We start from the raw sequence: 19,631 nt of genomic DNA on the forward strand, positions 1-19,631 counted from the left end.
GTCAAATAACCGGCAAGCACGAATCGCTTGCTGGGTTGTTTTGTTTCAAAGAACAGTGGATCTTTTGTGGAAAGGATTTAGATGATGAAACGTAGATGGATAATCATTGGAATGTGCCTCATTCTCGCTTTATTAGGCCACTCTTTTTTCTTATATGAATATACGCAAGGGCGGTACATGACAGGAGATGGAGACGGGATCTCGCAAATGCTCCCTTTTAAAAAGCTGCTTTACGATGAATACGTCAAAGGGAACTTCTTTTATTCCTATCAATTCGGGCTGGGCGGCGGTACATATACGCAATTAGGTTATTATTTCACAACGTCGACTGTCTTTATGGTCACAGTCGCTGTCGTCTGGCTGATGAATGCGCTCCATCTCATCCAGTCAACGGACATTCATTTCTGGGCAAATGCCGTCATTTGGCTGAGTGTGATCAAGCTGACGCTTATTCTTTTCATCGCTTACCGTGTGCTTCTTTCAATGGTTCAGCATAGGCTGAGCGCATTAACAGGAGCCGCAATCTACGGATTGTCTATTGTGTATTTTCGGCATCAAACGTTTTGGGAGTTTTTCACCGACAGTATGATGTGGCTCCCGCTGCTTGTACTTGGTGTTGAACGGATTTTCAAAACAGGTAAACCGGCTTGGTTTATTGCGAGTTGCAGCCTGATGCTCATCAACAATTTTTACTTTGCTTATATTCATTTTATCTTTTTAGCGATCTATCTTGTCTTTAGGTATATTATCAAGCTGCGAAGTGAGGAGCATGGGTGGAAGGTGTTCTGGACGCTGGCGGTCTCTACGCTGTTATCCTTTGGAATCAGTGCTGCCTTTTTTGTCCCGTCTGTCTATGGATTTCTTAATAATATAAGACCTCCTTATGAACAGGCCATTCCTTGGTTCGAGCTGCATGATCATCTGCTGTTTACAAGCAGAGTGTATTTATTACCTGTGATCTTTCTCATTTGTATGTTCCTCGTTCCGCTTTACCGGAACAGGTGGTTTTTCATGTTTACATCAATCAGCCTTCTGCTCATTGTTTTTCACTACAGTCCAAAGATGGCGAGCGTGTTTAATGGTTTTTCAGCACCGCAGTACAGGTTTGAATACATTCTTGCCTTTACAGTTGGAGCGGTCGTAGCCATCACCATCAAGCATTTCTCGCAAATCGAGTGGAAGTGGAAAAAGCGTGCGGTCTTAGGCGCTTGGATCGTGTTTCTTCTCGCAGTCATCTTATCAGAACGAGCAAAGGGAAATATGGATGTTGTTGTATTTACAGGCATAGGACTGCTTGTGATCAGCTTGTTTTTCCTTGTGATTCATGCGGAAAAACGCCAGCACCTTCGTCTCTTTTCAGCTGTGCTCATCGTTGTCAGCTTACTGACAGCAGGCGTGTACCAGCAGGGCTATTTATCTGAAAGAAGCAATATTAAGAGCGTATCAGAAACGTATCTGAATAGTGAGGCATATGCTGGACATGAGCAAATGAAGCTCATTCAGCAGATTCAAAGCCGCTCCTCAAAAGATCCGCTTGCCCGGATTGATTGGATGAATGGTGTGCGCAACAATACCCCGTTATTTGAAGACTTTCAAGGCATGAGTGCGTATTCAAGTATATTGAATCAGCATTTGCTCAATTTCTACTGGAATGACCTGCAAATCGATATGGGACGAGAAAGTGTCAGCCGTTATGCAACAATGGGGGACAGGGCGAATTTATACAGTCTGACCTACGGAAAGTATTATATGAGAGACAATACGATGTCTTACTCACCGCCAGCTTATTTTAAGCCAATATTGGAAAGCGAGCATTATAAAGTGTATGAAAATACACGGCCGCTGCCATTTGCAAGAACAACAAGCACGATTTATTCAGAAGAATCCTTAAAGGATGCCTCAGCACTTGATAGAGAGCATGCGATGCTGCAGGGTGTTATTTTAGACAAAAAAGGCAACGCTGAAATTGAGCACGCGCCAGATCGAGTCAAGGATACAAAGATTCATACGGAACAAGCTATATACGAACATGGCGTGCTTGATGTATACGGAGAAACAGGCGGACTGAATATCACGCTGCCAGATGATATGGCCCGCGCTGGGGATGTGTATGTGAGCTTTTATGTGAAGCGGACAGACCGGAACGAAGGATTTCAGTTATCCGTTGACAACTACGTCACCTCACGAAAAAGCAATACATCCATCTACAAAACAGGCGTCAATGAAGTGACGATTCGAGTCCCTGCGGAAAAAATCCTTTCCATTCGAGTACCAAAAGGGACGTATGAACTCGATCAACTGAGGCTGTATCAAGAGCCTTACCGCATCCTAGAAAAGGCATATGAAAAAGAAAAACAGGATGATGGCAGCCAGCAAGTAAAGCTCGAAAACAACCGCTTTACGATTTCATATGATAACAAACGCGGCGATGATTATATGATCTTGCCAGTACCATATGAAAAAGGCTGGGAGCTCACGGTAAACGGAAAGCAGACCGATATTGAACAAGCCAATTACGCCTTTATCGGTTTTCCAATAGAAAAAGGCAAAAATGAGATTGTGCTAACCTACTATCCGCCTTATATCAGAATTCTCGCGTTGATTTCACTCGTCAGTTTGATCGGTGCGATCCTATATGCACGAAGAAAACACAAGAAACATCACTTTTTATCATAAGTGGTGTTTTTTTATCTTACAAGGGCTGATCGATTATATGAAGCAAATCACTAAGCTTCTTTCTCAAACGAAAACGTCGCATAATCAAACAAAAAATGAAACAACCAAAGACTTAGGGCAAAGAGAATTTCCTCAGAAGTAGACAGTAAAATACCGCCTACCAATTCATCTGATAAATAGACAGCACCCCAAATAAACAAAAGATGAATGGAAATGGCATAGAAAACGATGGAGCGTTTTTTGGAACGGCATTTTCTAACAACTCTCATAAGCACATGCTCCACATGCTCAAAGGATATCCCAAGTACCACATAGATGCCCATAAATAAAAGCATCGATAAAATCGATTGATAAAAAGCACCCGTTAAATGAAAGAACAGTACACAAAACAACAAAAATATGTAACAGACAGCCGACGCCGCCATGAGCCATTTCAGCCCTTGCCATAAAGCGTGAACAGATTGCTGCATAGTTGAACAAACACTCCTTTACATGAAGATACCTGCAAAAAGGACAGCCTTTTTGCAGGAAGTTATATGTTAATCCTCTTTTTTAGGCGCAGCGATCACAGGATGTTTTTCAGTATCAAGCAGTTTTAAGAAATCTTCACCTTGATCCAAATGATCAAGAACAAGCTGTTTCGGTGTGACCGCAAGCCACTGATTGAGTGAGATATCTGCATAATGATCGCTCTTAAAGATTTCTAAGAAATAAAGCGGTTCGTCGCCTGTATTTTCTACATAATGCCCCATCGCAAATGGGACATATCCAACGTCTCCGGCCTGATAGTTGAAGGTTCTCGCATGTCCATCAGAAGCAAATACCGTCATTCGTGCTTTTCCAGAAATGAAATATTGCCATTCATCCGTATTTGGATGCCAGTGCAGCTCACGAATGGCACCTGGATCAACTTTCACAAGAGCGGATGCAATCGTTTTAGATGCTTTGAAATTGGTAGAGTCCGCAATCCACACTTGTCCGCCGCTTGATGTAATCGGCTCCTGTTTTAACAGCTCATATTTAAAGGAATTCGGGACTTCTCCTTGCTCTGTTTTCACCTTGTCACATTCAAGAGAACCAGGAATTCCTTTTTGGAAAATATACTTTTCTTTCTCTGGCAGCTTGTCAAACTGCTCTTTTGTCATACCGAAATTCTTGAGCACGACTTCCTCTGGCGTGTGGGCAAGCCAATCGGTTACTTGGAACGTACTATTTTCTGAGAATGACCCATCATCAAACACAAGCAAGAATTCAGCTCCCGGTTCAAGTGCTTGGATAGAGTGCGGCAGGCCAGAAGGGAAGTACCACAAATCACCCTCAGTCACATCCTCTGTAAAATTGCGCCCCTCTGCATCAACCGATGTAATCCGGGCTTCCCCATAAATCATGTACGCCCATTCCGCTTCCTTATGCCAGTGAAGCTCACGAATCGCACCAGGCTTTAACCGCATATTAACAGATGCAAGACTTTTAGAGATCGGCAGTTCACGTACTGTTACCTCACGGGCGTAGCCGCCTTTTTCTAAACGATTGTGTGTATCAGAAAAAGAATATTTCAGGTTGGAGACCGTTCCATGATCGGTTTCTGGCGGCGTGAGCATATCTGGATTTTGTCTGTCCCGCTCGAGATTACGTGGAATTTTGACCGTTGCTCCTTTTTCTCCTCGAATCGGCTGTGGTATTCCATTTTGCTTTTCACTCATGATAAAATCCCCTTTCAACATCGTATTGTGTGAGGTGACAAAAGGCCTTTCATTTCGCCCTCGTTTTCATAAGGTGAAACGAATCAGGCAGATGTCAATCTGATTCATCATTTTTTTGAGCAGCGACTAATCGTTGGATGAGCTTGCTTAATTCATCAAACTTTCGTTCAAAGCGTGTCAGCAAGTACACCGTCAAAATGGCAGGGAAGCCAGCCTGACCGAGCTGCTTCAGCCATTCCTCTGAAAAAAAGGTCTCCATTTGTCTCACCTCCCAGCGGATGCTCGTCTTCTATATAAGTGGTATGAAAGAAGAAAAAGGAAAGCAGAGGGGGATAAAATGAACCATTAGACCCGTTTCACGAAGTTTACTTTTTTTAACTTTTGTCCACTTAATGCTAGTAGAGGGAACAAAGGGGAGGATGCACATGGATTATCGGCTGTTATTGAAAGCAAAATGGAAAGAAATCGTTGATCACCCGCTCATTCAGCAGTTTTTAAGCAACCCGAAAAACGAGCAGCTGCTCCGGCAAGTCATGGAAGAGCCAAACGAGGAAAATGCCAAAAAACTAGATTCCGAGTTCAAACAGTTCTATCAGAAAATCCGCATCATCAAGTATATCTCCACAATGATACGCATCTTTTCAGTCGACTTTGACAAACGAGTAAAAAAGAAACAGCAGCGTTTTCCGCTCATACTCGATCATCCTGATACACAAGAAGTGAAAGACCCTGTTCAAACAGATACGTATGAAGCCGTGCTCTTCAACCAGCAAGACCTAGGGGAGCATCTGCAAGACCAAACATTGTACAAGGCCTACCAGCAGCTAACAGACAAACAAAAAATGGTCCTAACCCAAATCTATGTCGAAGGCCAAACGATGAAAGAAATAGCCGATCAGTTCGGCGAAACAAGACAAAACATCTCAAACATTCACAAAAAAGCACTCAACAAACTAAAAGAAGAAACAGGGGGAGATGTCCGTGCACGAAGACAAAATGACCAATGGAGAAATGGAAGAACTCATTGAAACCTTCACACCCATGATCAAAAAGAAACTACAAAACACGGCATATCAAGAAAGAGAAGACCTCGAACAAGAACTCTATATCAAACTCATCGAAAAAATAGACCGGCTGATTTACCAAGAAGGACCTGGATTTTGGGAGTTTATTGTGGAATATATGACGAAGTTGTAAGAGAGGCTGATGGTGCGAATGTGAGGTGAACATAAAATCCCCGGTGCATTCGCACCTTTTTATTCGACAAAAATGAGAAAAAATGTATATTTTATAAAGGGGAAAACAAAATTCTTTATTGAAAGTTGTGGATTTTGCCTTTCATTTCCTAAAAAATGTTACAATTAGGGCAGAAATCGCAGTCGCACTCTATATGAGTGCGTGGATTGAAATTTAATATCTTTGTAAACCGCATCAAAAACGCCTGGTCGCACTCTATATGAGTACGTGGATTGAAATTGACCTAGTCCCTCGTTATTATAAAGGTGAAAAATTGTCGCACTCTACTTGAGTGCGTGGATTGAAATGGAACATAGACAACCTTTCCGGTTTGTTTTGCTGTCGCACTCTACATGAGTGCGTGGATTGAAATTTACTATCTGTATAACTTTCGGAGACGGATTTGAGTCGCATTCTATATGAATGCGTGGGTTGAAATTCGGTATCGTCACTCTACCTCGGATATGCAAAAACGTCGCACTTTACATGAGTGTATGGATTGAGGTAGCTTGAAAGAAATGTTGACAGTTGCGCTTGATTTAGGTGTGAAAAACATGACTCTGGCTCAGTAGTCATATTTTTAAATGAATTCAAACCTGTTGATGAAATCATGAAAATACCTTAGAGCAATAGTTGTTAATTAAATAGGATTAAGAAATATTCGGTGCGAATGTGAGGTGAACATAAAATCCCCGGTGCATTCGCACCTTTTTATTCGACAAAAATGAGAAAAAATGTATATTCATGAAGGAGAAAACAGAATCCTATATTGAAATTTGTGGATTTTGACTATTATTTCCTAAAAAATGTTACATTTAGAGCGAAAATCGCAGTCGCACTCTACATGAGTGCGTGAATTGAAATGGATTTACAGCTTAATATCAACTATCTGAGATCGGTCGCACTCTACATGAGTGCGTGAATTGAAATCCAATCCACATCATATTGGCCCAAATTTGTGTTAGTCGCACTCTATATGAGTGCGTGAATTGAAATGATGCTAGTGATTCCATTACAAAGTCCCCCATAGGGTCGCACTCTATATGAGTGGGAGGAATAAAATTCTTGTCAGTAGGTAGCTTGAATCATGAGTAATAGTTTTTAATTAAATAGGATTAAGAAAAATTCGGTGCGAATGTGAGGTGAACATAAAATCCTTGGGGCATTCGCACCTTTTTATTCGTTAAAAATGAGAAAAAATGTATATTATTTAGAGGTGAAAACAAAATTCCGTATAGAAAATTAAGGGTTTTGGCTATCATTCCCTAAAAAATGTTATAATTAGGGCAGAAATCGCAGTCGTACTCTACATGAGTGTGTGGCTTGAAATATGCAGTGACCTCCTGAATGTATGATGAATTGTTGTCGCACCCATATATGAGGTGCGCATGGTTTTCAATGATTGTGTCTTAAACGGTTATGACTACCTTAAAGATCATCTTCTTACAACACCCTCTTTCAGATACAAAAGCCATCAGAATTTACTGTTCATTTGTAAAGTGAAAACATGACTCCTTGCAGTCATGTTTTTTTCTTCTTCTTTTTCCTAAATAAACCTTAAAAAATCTCAAAATAAGTCGAAATGAAAAGTAGTCATTTAGATTCAAATTTTATCCATTCGTAGTGAATGATGAAGGAGGAATTGGTTTGGGTGAAACGGAGCGAACCGGTAAAGTTGAGCAGCTGATCTTAGAGAATTATCAAAGATTAAACAGCATGATATCAGAAGAAGTGGACTTTGCTTCTAATCATGGTGGGCTGACAGGGGATTCTAGAGAAGTGATGTGGATGGAGTTTTTTCGGAAAATCATTCCTAAAAAATATTCAATAGCACAAGGTGTCATCATTATTGACTCAGATGGAAATCATTCTAACGAAGTCGATATTGCCGTATTTGATGAGCAGTATACGCCGTATGTGTTCCAACACAATTCCTTGAAATTTATACCGATTGAGGCGGTTGCGGTTGCTATTGAATGTAAAAGCTCTAATTTGAAAGAAAAAGGTTTAGAAGAATGGTCTGAAAAAATAAAACAGTTAACACCAAAAACAACAGGAATTGCTAGAATGGCTACAGGTTACTTTACAAGTGAAAGTAACACACAAAAGAGGACGCGTCCTTTGCTCATTTTAGCAAGTAACTTTAAAAGAGAAGGAGACCAAACAATTTCAAGTAAAGCAGCTAAATTAGCGGCGTCCTTTGATTTCATGCTCATGAAAAAAAGCAATGAATTTCAATTGAAAGTACCTAATGAACATGAACATCTAAGATGGTGGTCAAACGAATTAAATTGTTTCAAACAAGAAAAACGATATAAGGAAGAAGAAAAATTTTTAGATGAAAACAAACTCAGCGATTTACGTATTGATGGATACGATCTGTTAACGCTGAACTTCCAATTAAATCAATTGCTGATGCTCATTAACAATCCCATGTTTTTCTCTCACTATGCATATGCCAAGCTGTTTCAGAAACAGATAACAAAGTGAAGAAAGGAGAGCGACATGACAAGGGAATCTAGAAAACCCAAAACCAATTGGCATGATGTGAAACATGCGATTGATACGAAAATCCATGAAGACCAAAGACTTTTTAAAGAGCCGCTTACTATTCATTTGGTTACGCCAATGTTTGGGGGAGGGCCCCAATCAAACTCAATTGATCAAGAGAGACCGATTCGAGAAAGTGCGATTCGTGGACATCTTCGTTTCTGGTGGCGTGCAACTAGAGGAGCTGCTTGCAAGAATGCAAATGAATTATCTAAACGAGAAGCAGAGATATTTGGTCATACAGAACAAGCGAGCCAGATTCAAGTGGTAACGCATTATGAAAAAGACGAAGTGAAAAGAAATTCAAAAGTATTTTTTAAAAAGAAAAATCATCCTTTTCCACGGTATGTTCTTTCAAATATGAAAGATAAAACACCATACCTCATGAAGGCGCAATTTTCTTTAAATATCCGGTTATCTAAAAAAACAACCCAATATGAGTTAATCAAAAAAGAAGTTGAAGCTGCATTATGGGCTTGGATCAACTTCGGTGGACTTGGGTCAAGAACGAGACGTGGGTGTGGCAGTTTATATTGCAAGCAATTTTCACCATACAACAAGAGGACAAAAAGCCAATTGGAAAAATGGTTTGAGCAAAAGCTTTTAGAATATGACATCCAATTGCCAGCATCAAGTCGAGAATGGCCAACGCTTAGTCGAGAATTCAAAGTACAGGCATTTCCATCATCTATGATCTCAAGCTGGCAGTCTGTCATTCAGACATATGAAACATTTCGAAGAAGATCTAACCCGGACAAAAAAAGAGGAAGAAGTTGCTGGCCGGAAGCAGATACTATTCGTCTGTTAACAGGTAAGGCTAAATCAGGTCATCACATCCCTTATCCAAAAGAGAAACCATATAAATATCAAGCATTTCCTAGAGCTCAATTTGGTTTGCCTATTCAGTTCCGATTTGCTCCTAAAGATAGTGGGAAAGATCCAGATCCTGTAACGCTCCTACCTAAAGGAAAGGATCGCTTGGCTTCACCACTCATCTTAAAACCGTTAGCTATTAATCAAAAGGAATCGGTGGGCATGGTGATGGTGCTGCAGCAACCAAAGATCGAAGCTTTATCGCTTTTAGGGGACAGAAAGCTTTTGCCCAATGTGACAGATGAACAAAGTATCTACCCAACAGCCACCTACTCAAAAAACCCATTACAAGACGAGAGTGGCCGGACGCACTCATCGGCGATTCAAGCCTTTTTACATAGCAAGGAGGTGCAAACATTTTGTCAGAAGAATCACAAAAACAAACATTGATGCTTATTTCGATAGGGCCCGTTCAAGAATTTATTGCGCAAGCACGGCGGACGCGTGATTTATGGTTTGGCTCTTTTCTACTTTCTGAATTAAGTAAAGCAGGTGCGAAGAAATTTCAACAACTGGGTGGAACGCTTATTTTCCCTGTGTTCAACGAATCCTCAGCAGAACCAAACAACGCACCAAATAAAATATTGGGGGAAATCTCACACGAACAGCCTTCATCCGTTGCAAGACAAGTGAAAAAAGCAATATATGACAAATGGAAGGAATACGCAGACTTTGTTAGAGGAATAGTTGATCCTTATATTCAAATAGGCACATGGAATCGACAAGTAGATGATTTAATAGAATTTTATGCTGTATGGACTGAGATGCAAACTCAAGAGGAAGCGGCAAATGCGTCCGCAAGTCCATATCATTTGGCTCTTCAAGAAGTCGAAGGTTTAATGGCGGCACGGAAGACGTTAAGAGATTTTAAACAAAATGAACCAGGGGCGTTATTCGGTGAACCAAAATCATCACTTGACGGTGGACGAGAGTCTGTTTTCCAAAAGCAAAAAAAACCACAGCAAGTGGCGCAACTAGCAAAATGGGGAATTGGTGAACATGAATCATTAGATGCGATTTCAGTGATCAAACGATTGTCCTTACATAAGCATCCGAGTATGACATTTCCATCTGTATGTGATAAAGCTTTTGCTCCCTATCAAAATATGTTGGACCAAAATGAACAGATGAAGAAAGCAGCCACACAATATGTGAAAGATGTAGAAACATATCTTAAGAATATGAATCTGACAGTAGCCCCTATTGATTTGAGTGAGGCATCGCTTTTTTATGAAAGAAGAATAGAAGATTATCTTGAACAACGTGGACTTGTCGGGACCACACGAACAGAAGCGAAAAATGACATCACACAGCTGCTCGAAAAATATTTCAAAGGTGAATACAGCAAGCATCACGGCCAGCCGATTAAACCACCAGCACCTTCACCTTACTATGCCTTTCTCATGGCGGATGGAGATAAGATGGGCAGCCAACTACGAAATATACAGCATGTAGAAAGTCATATTGCATTTTCTAACACGCTCTCAACTTTTGCTTCAAAGGCAAGTGAGATTATTTCCGAATGTGAAGGTACATTGATTTATGGTGGTGGAGATGATGTCATGGCTTATGTACCGGTTCACAAATGCTTAGAAGCAGCTGGGAAATTGCAAAGTAAATTTGTTTCAACGATGAAGGCTCATCAACATAGTGAGACACCTCCTTCGATTTCAATTGGCATCGCCATCGTTCATATGCTTGAGCCTCTTGAAGAAGTAAGAAGCATGGCACGTCAGGCCGAACAATATGCAAAACAAGAGCGAAATTCATTAGCGATTCATTTCCAAAAGCGAGGCGGAGGAGACACAATGAATATCTCAGTCTCATTTCAAATAGATCCAGTGGCCTCTATCCAAGAGATGACGACGTGGTTAAAACAGTCTTATTTCACGAATGGCTTTGCATATGGCTTACGAGAGTTGTATCAAACATACGAACAGTCTTCTTTTAGAAAACAGCCGGAAATCTTAGATGAACTCATTCCACTAGAGATAAGACGTCTTGCATTCAAAAAGAAAACGGAAGCAAAAACAGAGCAAGAAACGAAAGAGTGGATCGATCAATTGATTGCGAAGTATATACCGAAGAAGAATACATTAGAAGAATTACATACAATCGCTGAATGTATGATCATTGCTCTTCAACTAGAGGAGGTAAGTGGACATGCCTGAAAGATGGTTTCACATTCAACCGCTTGATCCGCTGCTTATTCGTGATGCACGCCCATTTCAAAGTGTACCGGGTATACGGGCGCGTTCATTAAACGATGTTCCGCCGAGTGTGGTCGCAGGAACACTTCGTACAGCTCTAGCAAAGAAACGACAATCAATCAAACATACCACGCCACTTTCTTATTATGCGAAATCTCTTGTGCGAGGTCCTTTATATCGCTGGCATGATCATTTATATGTGCCAATGCCTAATGACCTTGAGTTATTCGATGATGAGTATGGGATGAATCAAGTGAGACCAAAGCCAATGATGTCGGAAGGACAGGGCTTTTTTGGTACAGGAAAAACAGGCCGTTTTAGTGAGGCATTATGGCCGCCAATTGGAGCTGGTGCTCGTAAAAAAATGAAATCGCCGCCTGCTTTTGTATCACTAAAGTGGATGGTGAACTGGCTGACAGACGCAGTGAATGAGAGTCAGGTGAAGGAAGCCTTGACTGAATACCAACATATGCAGAAGGAAAATCATGCTTTCAAAAAGGAAACACCACCGGCATTTATTCCAGCATTACAGCGTCAGGAACGAACACAAATTGAGGTGGAAACTGGCAGTAAAAAGGCAAAAGATCAGCATCTATTTTCAACAGAATCACTCGTATTCCCAGATGACTTTAAACTGGAGGCGGGAATAGAGTTATCTACTGAAGAGTCAGAAGCATTAAAGCCTTTCTCAAGTCTTCACCCAATCGGTGGTGAAAGGCGGCTGGCTCATATAGAAGACCGGCCACATGTATACCAACAAGATTGGACATGTCCAGATATGATTAAAGAATCGCTTAAGAACAAGCCGTATGTTCGCATGATATTGGCGACACCTGCTTATTTCAGTAAAGGATGGCAGCCCGGTTGGCTGGATGAACAGCTCATGTCAAAACCACTATTTGATACGAATGTACGACTGAAATTGGTTTGGGCATCTGTTCCACATTGGCAGCCTATCTCTGGATGGAGCTTAGCAAATAAAGACAAAGGGCGTGAAAAAGCAATCCGCCGCTTAGTCCCCGCGGGTAGCGTTTACTTCTTTATAGTAGAAGAAGGAGATCCGGCAGAACTGGCCGAAAAAATGTGGCTTCAATCAGTATCTGATCGTAACCGGCGCAAAGAAGCGTTTGATCGTGAAGATGGCTGCGGGTTAGCACTTTGGGGAACATGGAAACCGAATGAATAAGAGGAGTGAGATGATGGAAGCAAGCCGTTGGTTTTGGATACATTGTTTATCCCCCCTTCATATTGGAGCGGGTGAAGGAGTTGGCGTGATTGATATGCCCATTCAACGAGAAAAAGTAACAGAATGGCCGATTATACCTGGAAGCAGTATTAAAGGCGTGCAGCGTGAACATTATCGCGCGAAAGGACAAGACACATTCGTACAAAAAGTATTTGGCACACAAGGAGATCAAGATGGAAGCGCAGGAGCAGTCGTCATGACAGATGGCCGGTTATTTTCATTCCCGGTGGCGAGTAGATACGGTACATTTGGATATGTGGCAAGTCCACTCATATTGAAAAGATTAGCCCGCGATGCAAAAGCATTAGGCGTATCGCTGGATATCCCTGATCTCATCGAAGAATCAAGCACGCTAGTCACCATGAATTCTAAATTAGTAGAGAATGACGAATTATACCTAGGTGAATTCCAAGGGGCTGCAAAAAAATCTCCACAACTAACCGATTTTGCTGAAAAGATGGCCAAACTTTTATTCGACGATAAACAATCACAAACTCTTTGGATAGAACGATTTGTGATTGTAAGTGATGACGTTTTTCAATACATTGTCACCATGAATTCTGAAGTGACACCTCGTATTAGAATTGATCATGAAACCCAAACAGTTAGTAAAGGAGCTCTCTGGTATGAAGAGTATGTACCAGCAGAAGCCATATTTTATGGGCTCATGTGGTGTGATCGTGTCGATGGAAGCAATGATTTATCTGTTAGACACCAACTTTTAAATCAACTAGAAAAACAGATATATCTTCAATTAGGTGGAAACACAAACGTAGGTAAAGGAAGAGTATCCTGGCGTATGACAGGAGGGGAGGGATCATGAAACTCATTCAACATCATTATGCTGAGAAAGCGTATCAACATGTGATGAATGCCAAAACGAATGAGGAGAATTTCTCAAATCAATATGGACAACTCTGTCACAGATTCGCCTCAATGATCTTAACAAATGGATTAAGGCTCACCATTACATTTTTTGAGGCAAAATCAAAAAAAGGAAATGCTTATCAACAATTCGTTCAGGATATAAAAGAAACACTAGATATACAAGGGGATTGGTCAGCTTCCAATCGAGATTACTTAATCAAATCAAGACAAGCTTTAAGTGCATCTGTTTGGTTAAAAAGATATGCGGAATCTATTTTAAAGGTGGAACAAGGGGCGGAAAATGTGGAGGACATCCAATGAATCTGTCATTAACCTTAAACAAAAGCAAATGGGAGATTGGTGGTTCTACATTGTCGGACATCATAAATGACAGTGCGGAGAAGCAGTCATTTTATGAAAATGTGATTCGTCTACATCGAAAACAGTGGGGGGAAAATCGCTTTTTGTATGAAAGATTTGTGGAGCAATATTATACCGATACGAACCCCACATGCCTAGTCAAGTCCATATCGCCGTTAGTCATTGGACATGGAGGAGAGGGTGTACTTGAAACGGGATTGTTATTACACCCGATATACGGCATTCCTTATTTACCAGGAACAGCTTTAAAAGGCGTAGCCTCTCATTATGCCCATTCTGTATTAGGTGAAAACTTTGAAGAACTAAAACAAGATGGTAGTGATTACAACACATTGTTTGGAACAAACGAACGTGCCGGCATCATCGAATTTCATGATGCGCTCATGATGCCTGAGACGGTAGGAGAAGCATTCAAAGTGGATGTGATGACACCACATCATTCTGACTATAACAGCGTCAAGCTAGATAAGATGAACAAAGGGGGAAGTGTTCCAGCCCCTCGAGACGATGACTCACCGACACCGATTCATTTCTTAACGGTGGTCAACGGCCGCTTTCAACTTCTATTGAAAACAAAAAAGAATCGACCAGAAGAAGCGGAATGGCTCGAGCTCGCCAAAACCATCTTACTAGGAGCTTTAGAATACGAAGGAATCGGTGCTAAAACAAATGCAGGCTATGGAAGACTTAAAATGGACGACGTCATTTCATAAGACTAAGTGCGAATGTGAGGTGAACATAAAATCCCTAGAACATTCGCACCGTTTCATTCGACAAAAATGAGAAAAAATGTATATTTTTCAGGGGTGAAAACTTAATTCCTATATAGAAACTTAAGGGTTTTGACGATCATTCCCTAAAAAATGTTATAATTAGGGCGAAAATCGCAGTCGCACTCTACATGAGTGCGTGGATTGAAATTGTACAAATAACAATTAAGCGGAAGAATAAAGGGTCGCACTCCACATGAGTGCGCGGATTGAAATTTTTACCATCCATCTTGTAACCTGAAAGCCATTCGTCGCACTCCACATGAGTGCGTGGATTGAAATATCCTCAAACGCTTCAGGAGAGTCGAGCAAACCGTCGCACTCTACATGAGTGCGTGGGTTGAAATCTGAAGCGTCGCTGACTTTTTTGGTCAAAATAGGTCACACTCTACGTGAGTGGGTGGATTAATAATTGCGAAAACATAACCCTGCCTCCTGCCTCAGTAGTCATGAATCTAATTGAATTCAATTGTTGCTGAAATATAAATAAGTATGATTAACAAGTTTCAATAGATTTCATACTAAGAAAAAGTCGGTGCGAATGTGAGGTGAACATAAAATCCTTGGAACATTCGCACCTATTCATTCGACAAAAATGAGAAAAAATGTATATTTTTTAAGGGTGAAAACAAAATTCTATATAGAAACTTGTGGGTTTTGACGATCATTCCCTAAAAAATGTTATAATTAGGGCGGAAATCGCAGTCGCACTCTATGTGAGTGCGTGGATTGAAATAATTTTGCTGATTCTAGTTTGTGTCTCGTCTAGATGTCGCACTCTATGTGAGTGCGTGGATTGAAATTCTAAGTATCTTATGTTTTCCCTGCATTTATCAGTCGCACTCTATGTGAGTGCGTGGATTGAAATGCGCTGGCAGTGTATACGGAAACGTCGGATGAAGTCGCACTCTATATGAGTGCGTGGATTGAAATATCATATCTTCAACCGAATTACGCAGCGTCATCAATCGCAATCTCCATGAGTGCATAGATCACAATTTCTGCAAATTATATAAAGTCAAATACCTATCCATTTCAAAATCTACACAAATGAATAATCAAAATAATGTACTTTCCACCTAAATCCAAGCCCTACACAACAAAAAAAGACTCGCTCACACAGAGCCGAGTCTTAATTTTTTTTGCAGTTTTTCTTCACTGAAAATCCAGCCGGTATAGGAATTTTTGATTTGGTGGTCCATGTCGATATGGCAGATTGCGACAAAAGGATAGTGACCTTTGCTGCGGTAGCGCAAATCAATGAACCGCACCTCGTAATGATCCTTGTATTTATCCACTTCCCACCGGTAGACAGGGGAGAAGGAGAGAAAGGCTGAAATGTTTTCATCTTGTTTGGCAATTTTCATAATTTCGGTGTCAGGGACCGGCACACGGTTAAAGGTGTCTAAAATGACGACTTCTCCATTCATGCTGCGCCCAACATGGAAAGAGGATTTACATTTCACGGCGATGCGCCATTGTCTGAACTTCATTGTAGGCGAAATAATAATCTCTTCAATTTCATCGAATCGTGCACGCAGCTGACGTTTAATCTGAAGCTGCATGATGACCCTGACGATATAGTAACAGAAAATCACGGCATACAGCGTAATAAACGTATAGCCGGGATGTCCGCCAATCGCCCAAACGACAATGGCGACAAGGTGTGTAAAAAAGATAAACGGATCAAACGTATTAATGATCCCTAGCGCTACCCATTTCTTCGAAAATGGACGAATGGCCTGCGTGCCGTATGCATTGAAAATATCGACAAACACATGAAGGACAACGGCTAATAGTGTCCATAACCAAAGGTGAAGTAAATTCGCCCCGGGCACAAATGGGAAAATCACAGCCGGAATCAGCAATGACCAAAACAGTACAGCCGGAATGGAATGTGTAAATCCTCGGTGATTTCTTATATAAACCGCATTATTTTTTAGTTTTAGCACAGTATCAATGTCTGGTGCTTGGGAGCCGGCGATGGTCGCGATCATCACGGCGTGTGCCATGTGTGGATCTGCACTGACGGCTGGATCTAAAAGTGCAAGTCCCCCAAGAGAAATGCCCATTACTACATGAGTACCAGTGTCCAATTGATTACCTCCTAGTTGTCATGCTTAGGAACAATCATACAAAGTATACGTCTCCAATCAAGACTATGTGCAAAAATCACTTTTGCTTTATCCCGATTTAATGTAACATGTTAACGTATCTACAAACAGTATACAACAAATAAGGTTCTATTCAGAACGTTAGCCCTCGGTCCAATGAGAAGGAGTATAGATATGAAAGACATTCAAGAAAAGCTGGACCGCAAAGATATTGCGGGCTTTCAGCATGATTTAATTGATTGGTATGAAAAAGAACAACGAACATTGCCATGGCGTGAAAATCAAGATCCATACCGCGTCTGGGTATCAGAAGTGATGCTTCAGCAAACGAGAGTAGATACGGTCATTCCGTACTTCAACCGGTTTATGGAGCAATTCCCGACGGTGAAAGATCTCGCTTTAGCTGATGAAGAAAAGGTCATGAAAGCATGGGAAGGTCTTGGCTACTACTCACGAGTGCGTAATTTACAGGCAGCTGTGAAAGAAGTATATGAATCCTACGGTGGCGTTGTCCCTGATACGAAAGAGCAATTTTCAAAGCTCAAAGGTGTAGGCCCGTATACGAGCGGCGCAGTGCTGAGTATCGCCTATAACAAGCCGTATCCTGCGGTAGACGGCAACGTGATGAGGGTCATTTCTCGTATTTTGTCCATATGGGATGATATTGCAAAACCAAAAACGAGAAATATTTTCGAATTTGCGGTCGATCAACTCATTTCCCGGGAAAAGCCGTCAGAATTTAATCAAGGGTTGATGGAGCTTGGTGCGCTCATTTGTACCCCAACATCCCCTGCCTGCCTCATTTGTCCTGTGAACATGCATTGTTCGGCATTCGAGGAAGGCGTTCAGCATGAGCTTCCAGTGAAAAGCAAAAAGAAAAAGCCGACTGCAAAATCAATGGCAGCAGCGGTGTTATTTGATGACGCAGGCAACCTATATATTCATAAGCGGCCAAGTACAGGCCTTCTTGCGAATTTATGGGAATTCCCTAACATGGAAACCATGAAGGGAAGAAAAACGGAAAAAGAGCAGCTGATTGATTTCTTAAAAGAGGAGGCGGGTGTACAAGCGGAGCTTGGTGATTTAGAAGGCACCATTCAGCATGTATTTACCCACCTCATCTGGAATATTTCTGTTTTCTTTGGACGAGTTACCTCTGTATCTGATGACACGAAGCTGAAAAAAGTCACAACAGAAGAATTTGAGGCATATGCTTTGCCAGTCTCACACCAAAAAATTTGGAAGCTGGCACTTGAGCAGCCTAGTCATATTTAACCGTTGTACCGTGGGTATAATCAGCTTCATTTCGGTGCAGACCCCCGCGGTCTTCGATTTCAGAAATGATTTCTCGATACTTAGATTGCCCTTCTTCATTCAAATAAGGTAAAATTTGTTGGAAAGCATGATGAAAGTAAGCAAGCTCAGTATCTTTCCATTGATCCTTGGACATCATGCCAAGCTGGCTTAAATCGCGTCCGACATACATGAATGTAACCTCCTAATAGGAACTTTCCTATTAGTGTGAAGCGAATGAACGAAAACTATTCAAATCAGGAGATGAACCATAATGAGTCAACGTAAATGTGCATTAATTACAGGAAGCAGCAGAGGAGTAGGGAAAGAAGTAGCCCTTCGCCTCGCTGAAAAAGGATATGACATTGTCATTAACTATGCGAGAAGCAAAAAAGCCGCACTTGAAACAGCGGAAGAAATTGAAGCGATGGGCGTTAAAACATTGGTTGTCAAAGCCAATGTAGGCCAGCCTGAGAAAATCAAAGACATGTTTCAACAAATTGATGAAACTTTTGGCCGTTTAGATGTATTTGTGAACAACGCGGCATCAGGTGTTCAGCGGCCAATTATGGATCTTGAAGAAAATCATTGGGATTGGACGATGAATATCAATGCGAAAGCCTTGTTATTCTGCGGACAAGAAGCTGCGAAACTAATGGAGAAAAACGGTGGCGGACATATCGTCAGCATTAGCTCTCTTGGCTCTATTCGCTACCTTGAAAATTACACAGTAGTCGGCGTATCAAAAGCAGCACTAGAAGCTTTGACACGTTACCTTTCTGTAGAGCTTTCACAAAAAAATATCGTCGTTAACGCTGTATCAGGCGGCGCGATCGATACCGATGCACTCAAGCACTTCCCGAACCGTGAAGAGCTTTTAGAAGATGCGAAGAAAAATACACCTGCCGGCCGAATGGTGGAAATTAAAGACATGGTCGACAGTGTAGAATTCCTTGTATCAGGCAAAGCAGACATGATTAGAGGTCAGACGATTATTGTGGATGGCGGACGTTCTTTGCTTGTTTAAAAAAATCATGAATAGGATGTACACCTTCTGCACAAATTAATGTGCGTGGAGGTGATAATGATGGATCAACAACAAAACAAAACAAACGCGCAACAAGTGAAGAAACAAAACCAAGCTTCTGCACAAGGCGGTCAATTTGGTACTGAATTTGCTAGTGAGACTGACGCACAGCAAGTAAAAAAATACAACCAAAAAGCTGAGCAAAACAAACAACAAAACAGCTAATCACTGAAACAAAGGAAAGCACTTCATATACGAATGAAGTGCTTTTCTTTTTGCTCTCACCACCATCCGACAAAACCTGTAAAACCTCTACATAAACAGTCAAAGGATTTCTTCCTTCTTTCAAGAAATGGTATACAGACAAAAAGTGGATTCGATGAAAAGGGAGGAGTTAGATGTCTGATTTCGATCAGCTTGTAAAAGAACAAATGCAGCTCATGGATCAGCTGCTCGATGTGCAGGGAGAACTCGATCTATGCTTAGAAACAGAAAAACAATTGCTGCAGGATGAAAAAAAAGAAGAGTGGCATAGGCTTTGTGATCAGATCAAACAGAAACGTGAGGAACTGCAAAAAGTGCAAACCTTGTTTACAAAACAGACAGAAGAGGTCATCAGCTCATATAAACAGATGGAAAAGAGTTCTAGCGTGATGTAAGTCAGTGTGCCGTTCAATTGGGTTGA

General features: G+C 41.2%; 18 protein-coding genes and 1 pseudogene. 14 read left to right on the forward strand and 5 right to left on the reverse strand.

Going from position 1 to position 19,631, the window contains the following annotated elements; translation table 11 throughout:
• The first annotated feature begins 81 nt into the window (after positions 1 to 81).
• On the forward strand, positions 82 to 2,676 hold the full coding sequence (locus NSQ76_RS04720; RefSeq protein WP_341052771.1) for a YfhO family protein: 2,595 nt from the start codon (positions 82 to 84) through the stop codon (positions 2,674 to 2,676).
• A gap of 50 nt (positions 2,677 to 2,726) precedes the next feature.
• Here NSQ76_RS04720 and NSQ76_RS04725 read toward each other — a convergent pair whose 3' ends face one another.
• The 3 genes from NSQ76_RS04725 to NSQ76_RS04735 form a co-directional block, all read right to left on the reverse strand.
• Positions 2,727 to 3,146: a regulatory YrvL family protein gene (locus tag NSQ76_RS04725; RefSeq protein ID WP_024425804.1), complete on the reverse strand. Its 420-nt coding sequence runs from the start codon at positions 3,144 to 3,146 to the stop codon at positions 2,727 to 2,729.
• A gap of 69 nt (positions 3,147 to 3,215) precedes the next feature.
• Positions 3,216 to 4,379 carry an oxalate decarboxylase family bicupin gene (locus NSQ76_RS04730; protein WP_024425215.1) on the reverse strand — a complete coding sequence of 388 codons (1,164 nt, stop codon included), beginning with the start codon at positions 4,377 to 4,379 and terminating at the stop codon, positions 3,216 to 3,218.
• 94 nt (positions 4,380 to 4,473) lie between these two features.
• On the reverse strand, positions 4,474 to 4,638 hold the full coding sequence (locus NSQ76_RS04735) for a YvrJ family protein (RefSeq protein ID WP_073204399.1): 165 nt from the start codon (positions 4,636 to 4,638) through the stop codon (positions 4,474 to 4,476).
• A 166-nt stretch (positions 4,639 to 4,804) separates the two neighbouring features.
• Here NSQ76_RS04735 and NSQ76_RS04740 point away from each other — a divergent pair, with 166 nt between their 5' ends.
• From NSQ76_RS04740 to cmr6, 9 genes are all read left to right on the forward strand, one after another.
• A complete protein-coding gene (locus NSQ76_RS04740) occupies positions 4,805 to 5,407 on the forward strand; it encodes a sigma-70 family RNA polymerase sigma factor (protein ID WP_341052773.1) in 603 nt (200 codons plus the stop codon).
• Positions 5,355 to 5,576, forward strand: coding sequence for a sigma-O factor regulator RsoA (rsoA, locus tag NSQ76_RS04745; RefSeq protein WP_029707333.1), 222 nt, complete (start codon positions 5,355 to 5,357; stop codon positions 5,574 to 5,576). Before NSQ76_RS04740 ends, rsoA begins: the two co-directional genes overlap by 53 nt.
• A gap of 1,686 nt (positions 5,577 to 7,262) precedes the next feature.
• On the forward strand, positions 7,263 to 8,105 hold the full coding sequence (locus tag NSQ76_RS04750) for a DUF6602 domain-containing protein (protein ID WP_341052775.1): 843 nt from the start codon (positions 7,263 to 7,265) through the stop codon (positions 8,103 to 8,105).
• A gap of 15 nt (positions 8,106 to 8,120) precedes the next feature.
• Complete coding sequence (gene cmr1, locus NSQ76_RS04755) at positions 8,121 to 9,428, forward strand: type III-B CRISPR module RAMP protein Cmr1 (protein ID WP_341052777.1); 1,308 nt, start codon at positions 8,121 to 8,123, stop codon at positions 9,426 to 9,428.
• Positions 9,398 to 11,209, forward strand: a complete 1,812-nt coding sequence (gene cas10 / locus NSQ76_RS04760) for a type III-B CRISPR-associated protein Cas10/Cmr2 (protein ID WP_341052779.1) — start codon at positions 9,398 to 9,400, stop codon at positions 11,207 to 11,209. The genes cmr1 and cas10 overlap by 31 nt, the downstream gene beginning before the upstream one ends.
• Positions 11,202 to 12,434 (forward strand): type III-B CRISPR module-associated protein Cmr3, encoded by a 1,233-nt coding sequence (gene cmr3, locus NSQ76_RS04765; protein WP_056766951.1) that lies wholly within the window; start codon positions 11,202 to 11,204, stop codon positions 12,432 to 12,434. The genes cas10 and cmr3 overlap by 8 nt, the downstream gene beginning before the upstream one ends.
• Positions 12,435 to 12,447: 13 nt before the next feature.
• Positions 12,448 to 13,317: a type III-B CRISPR module RAMP protein Cmr4 gene (gene cmr4 / locus NSQ76_RS04770; RefSeq protein WP_341052784.1), complete on the forward strand. Its 870-nt coding sequence runs from the start codon at positions 12,448 to 12,450 to the stop codon at positions 13,315 to 13,317.
• Positions 13,314 to 13,682 (forward strand): type III-B CRISPR module-associated protein Cmr5, encoded by a 369-nt coding sequence (cmr5, locus tag NSQ76_RS04775; protein ID WP_041090765.1) that lies wholly within the window; start codon positions 13,314 to 13,316, stop codon positions 13,680 to 13,682. Before cmr4 ends, cmr5 begins: the two co-directional genes overlap by 4 nt.
• Positions 13,679 to 14,455 (forward strand): type III-B CRISPR module RAMP protein Cmr6, encoded by a 777-nt coding sequence (gene cmr6, locus NSQ76_RS04780; protein WP_341052787.1) that lies wholly within the window; start codon positions 13,679 to 13,681, stop codon positions 14,453 to 14,455. Before cmr5 ends, cmr6 begins: the two co-directional genes overlap by 4 nt.
• 1,172 nt (positions 14,456 to 15,627) lie before the next feature.
• Here cmr6 and NSQ76_RS04785 read toward each other — a convergent pair.
• The gene (locus tag NSQ76_RS04785; RefSeq protein ID WP_034623275.1) at positions 15,628 to 16,608 is read right to left on the reverse strand and encodes a metal-dependent hydrolase; all 981 of its coding nucleotides are present in this window, start codon (positions 16,606 to 16,608) and stop codon (positions 15,628 to 15,630) included.
• Between the two features lie 192 nt (positions 16,609 to 16,800).
• On the opposite strand from NSQ76_RS04785, the gene mutY reads away from it, so the two are divergent.
• A complete protein-coding gene (gene mutY / locus NSQ76_RS04790) occupies positions 16,801 to 17,901 on the forward strand; it encodes an A/G-specific adenine glycosylase (protein ID WP_341052790.1) in 1,101 nt (366 codons plus the stop codon).
• Here the strand turns inward: mutY and NSQ76_RS04795 are convergent.
• Positions 17,888 to 18,112: a hypothetical protein gene (locus tag NSQ76_RS04795; RefSeq protein WP_003217808.1), complete on the reverse strand. Its 225-nt coding sequence runs from the start codon at positions 18,110 to 18,112 to the stop codon at positions 17,888 to 17,890. The two genes, mutY and NSQ76_RS04795, sit on opposite strands and share 14 nt — an antisense overlap.
• Before the next feature lie 81 nt (positions 18,113 to 18,193).
• Here NSQ76_RS04795 and fabL point away from each other — a divergent pair, with 81 nt between their 5' ends.
• The 3 genes and pseudogenes from fabL to NSQ76_RS04810 all read left to right on the forward strand — a co-directional run bounded on the left by fabL (position 18,194) and on the right by NSQ76_RS04810 (position 19,605).
• A complete protein-coding gene (gene fabL, locus NSQ76_RS04800) occupies positions 18,194 to 18,946 on the forward strand; it encodes an enoyl-[acyl-carrier-protein] reductase FabL (RefSeq protein ID WP_024425211.1) in 753 nt (250 codons plus the stop codon).
• Between the two features lie 75 nt (positions 18,947 to 19,021).
• Positions 19,022 to 19,171: pseudogene (locus tag NSQ76_RS04805) on the forward strand (gamma-type small acid-soluble spore protein); the annotation flags it as partial.
• Positions 19,172 to 19,344: 173 nt separating this feature from the next.
• Complete coding sequence (locus tag NSQ76_RS04810) at positions 19,345 to 19,605, forward strand: YgaB family protein (protein WP_025093469.1); 261 nt, start codon at positions 19,345 to 19,347, stop codon at positions 19,603 to 19,605.
• The last annotated feature ends 26 nt before the right edge of the window (positions 19,606 to 19,631 follow it).

The sequence above is a fragment of the Bacillus sp. FSL M8-0256 genome (assembly GCF_038005765.1).
Classification (GTDB): Bacteria; Bacillota; Bacilli; order Bacillales; family Bacillaceae; genus Bacillus; species Bacillus safensis.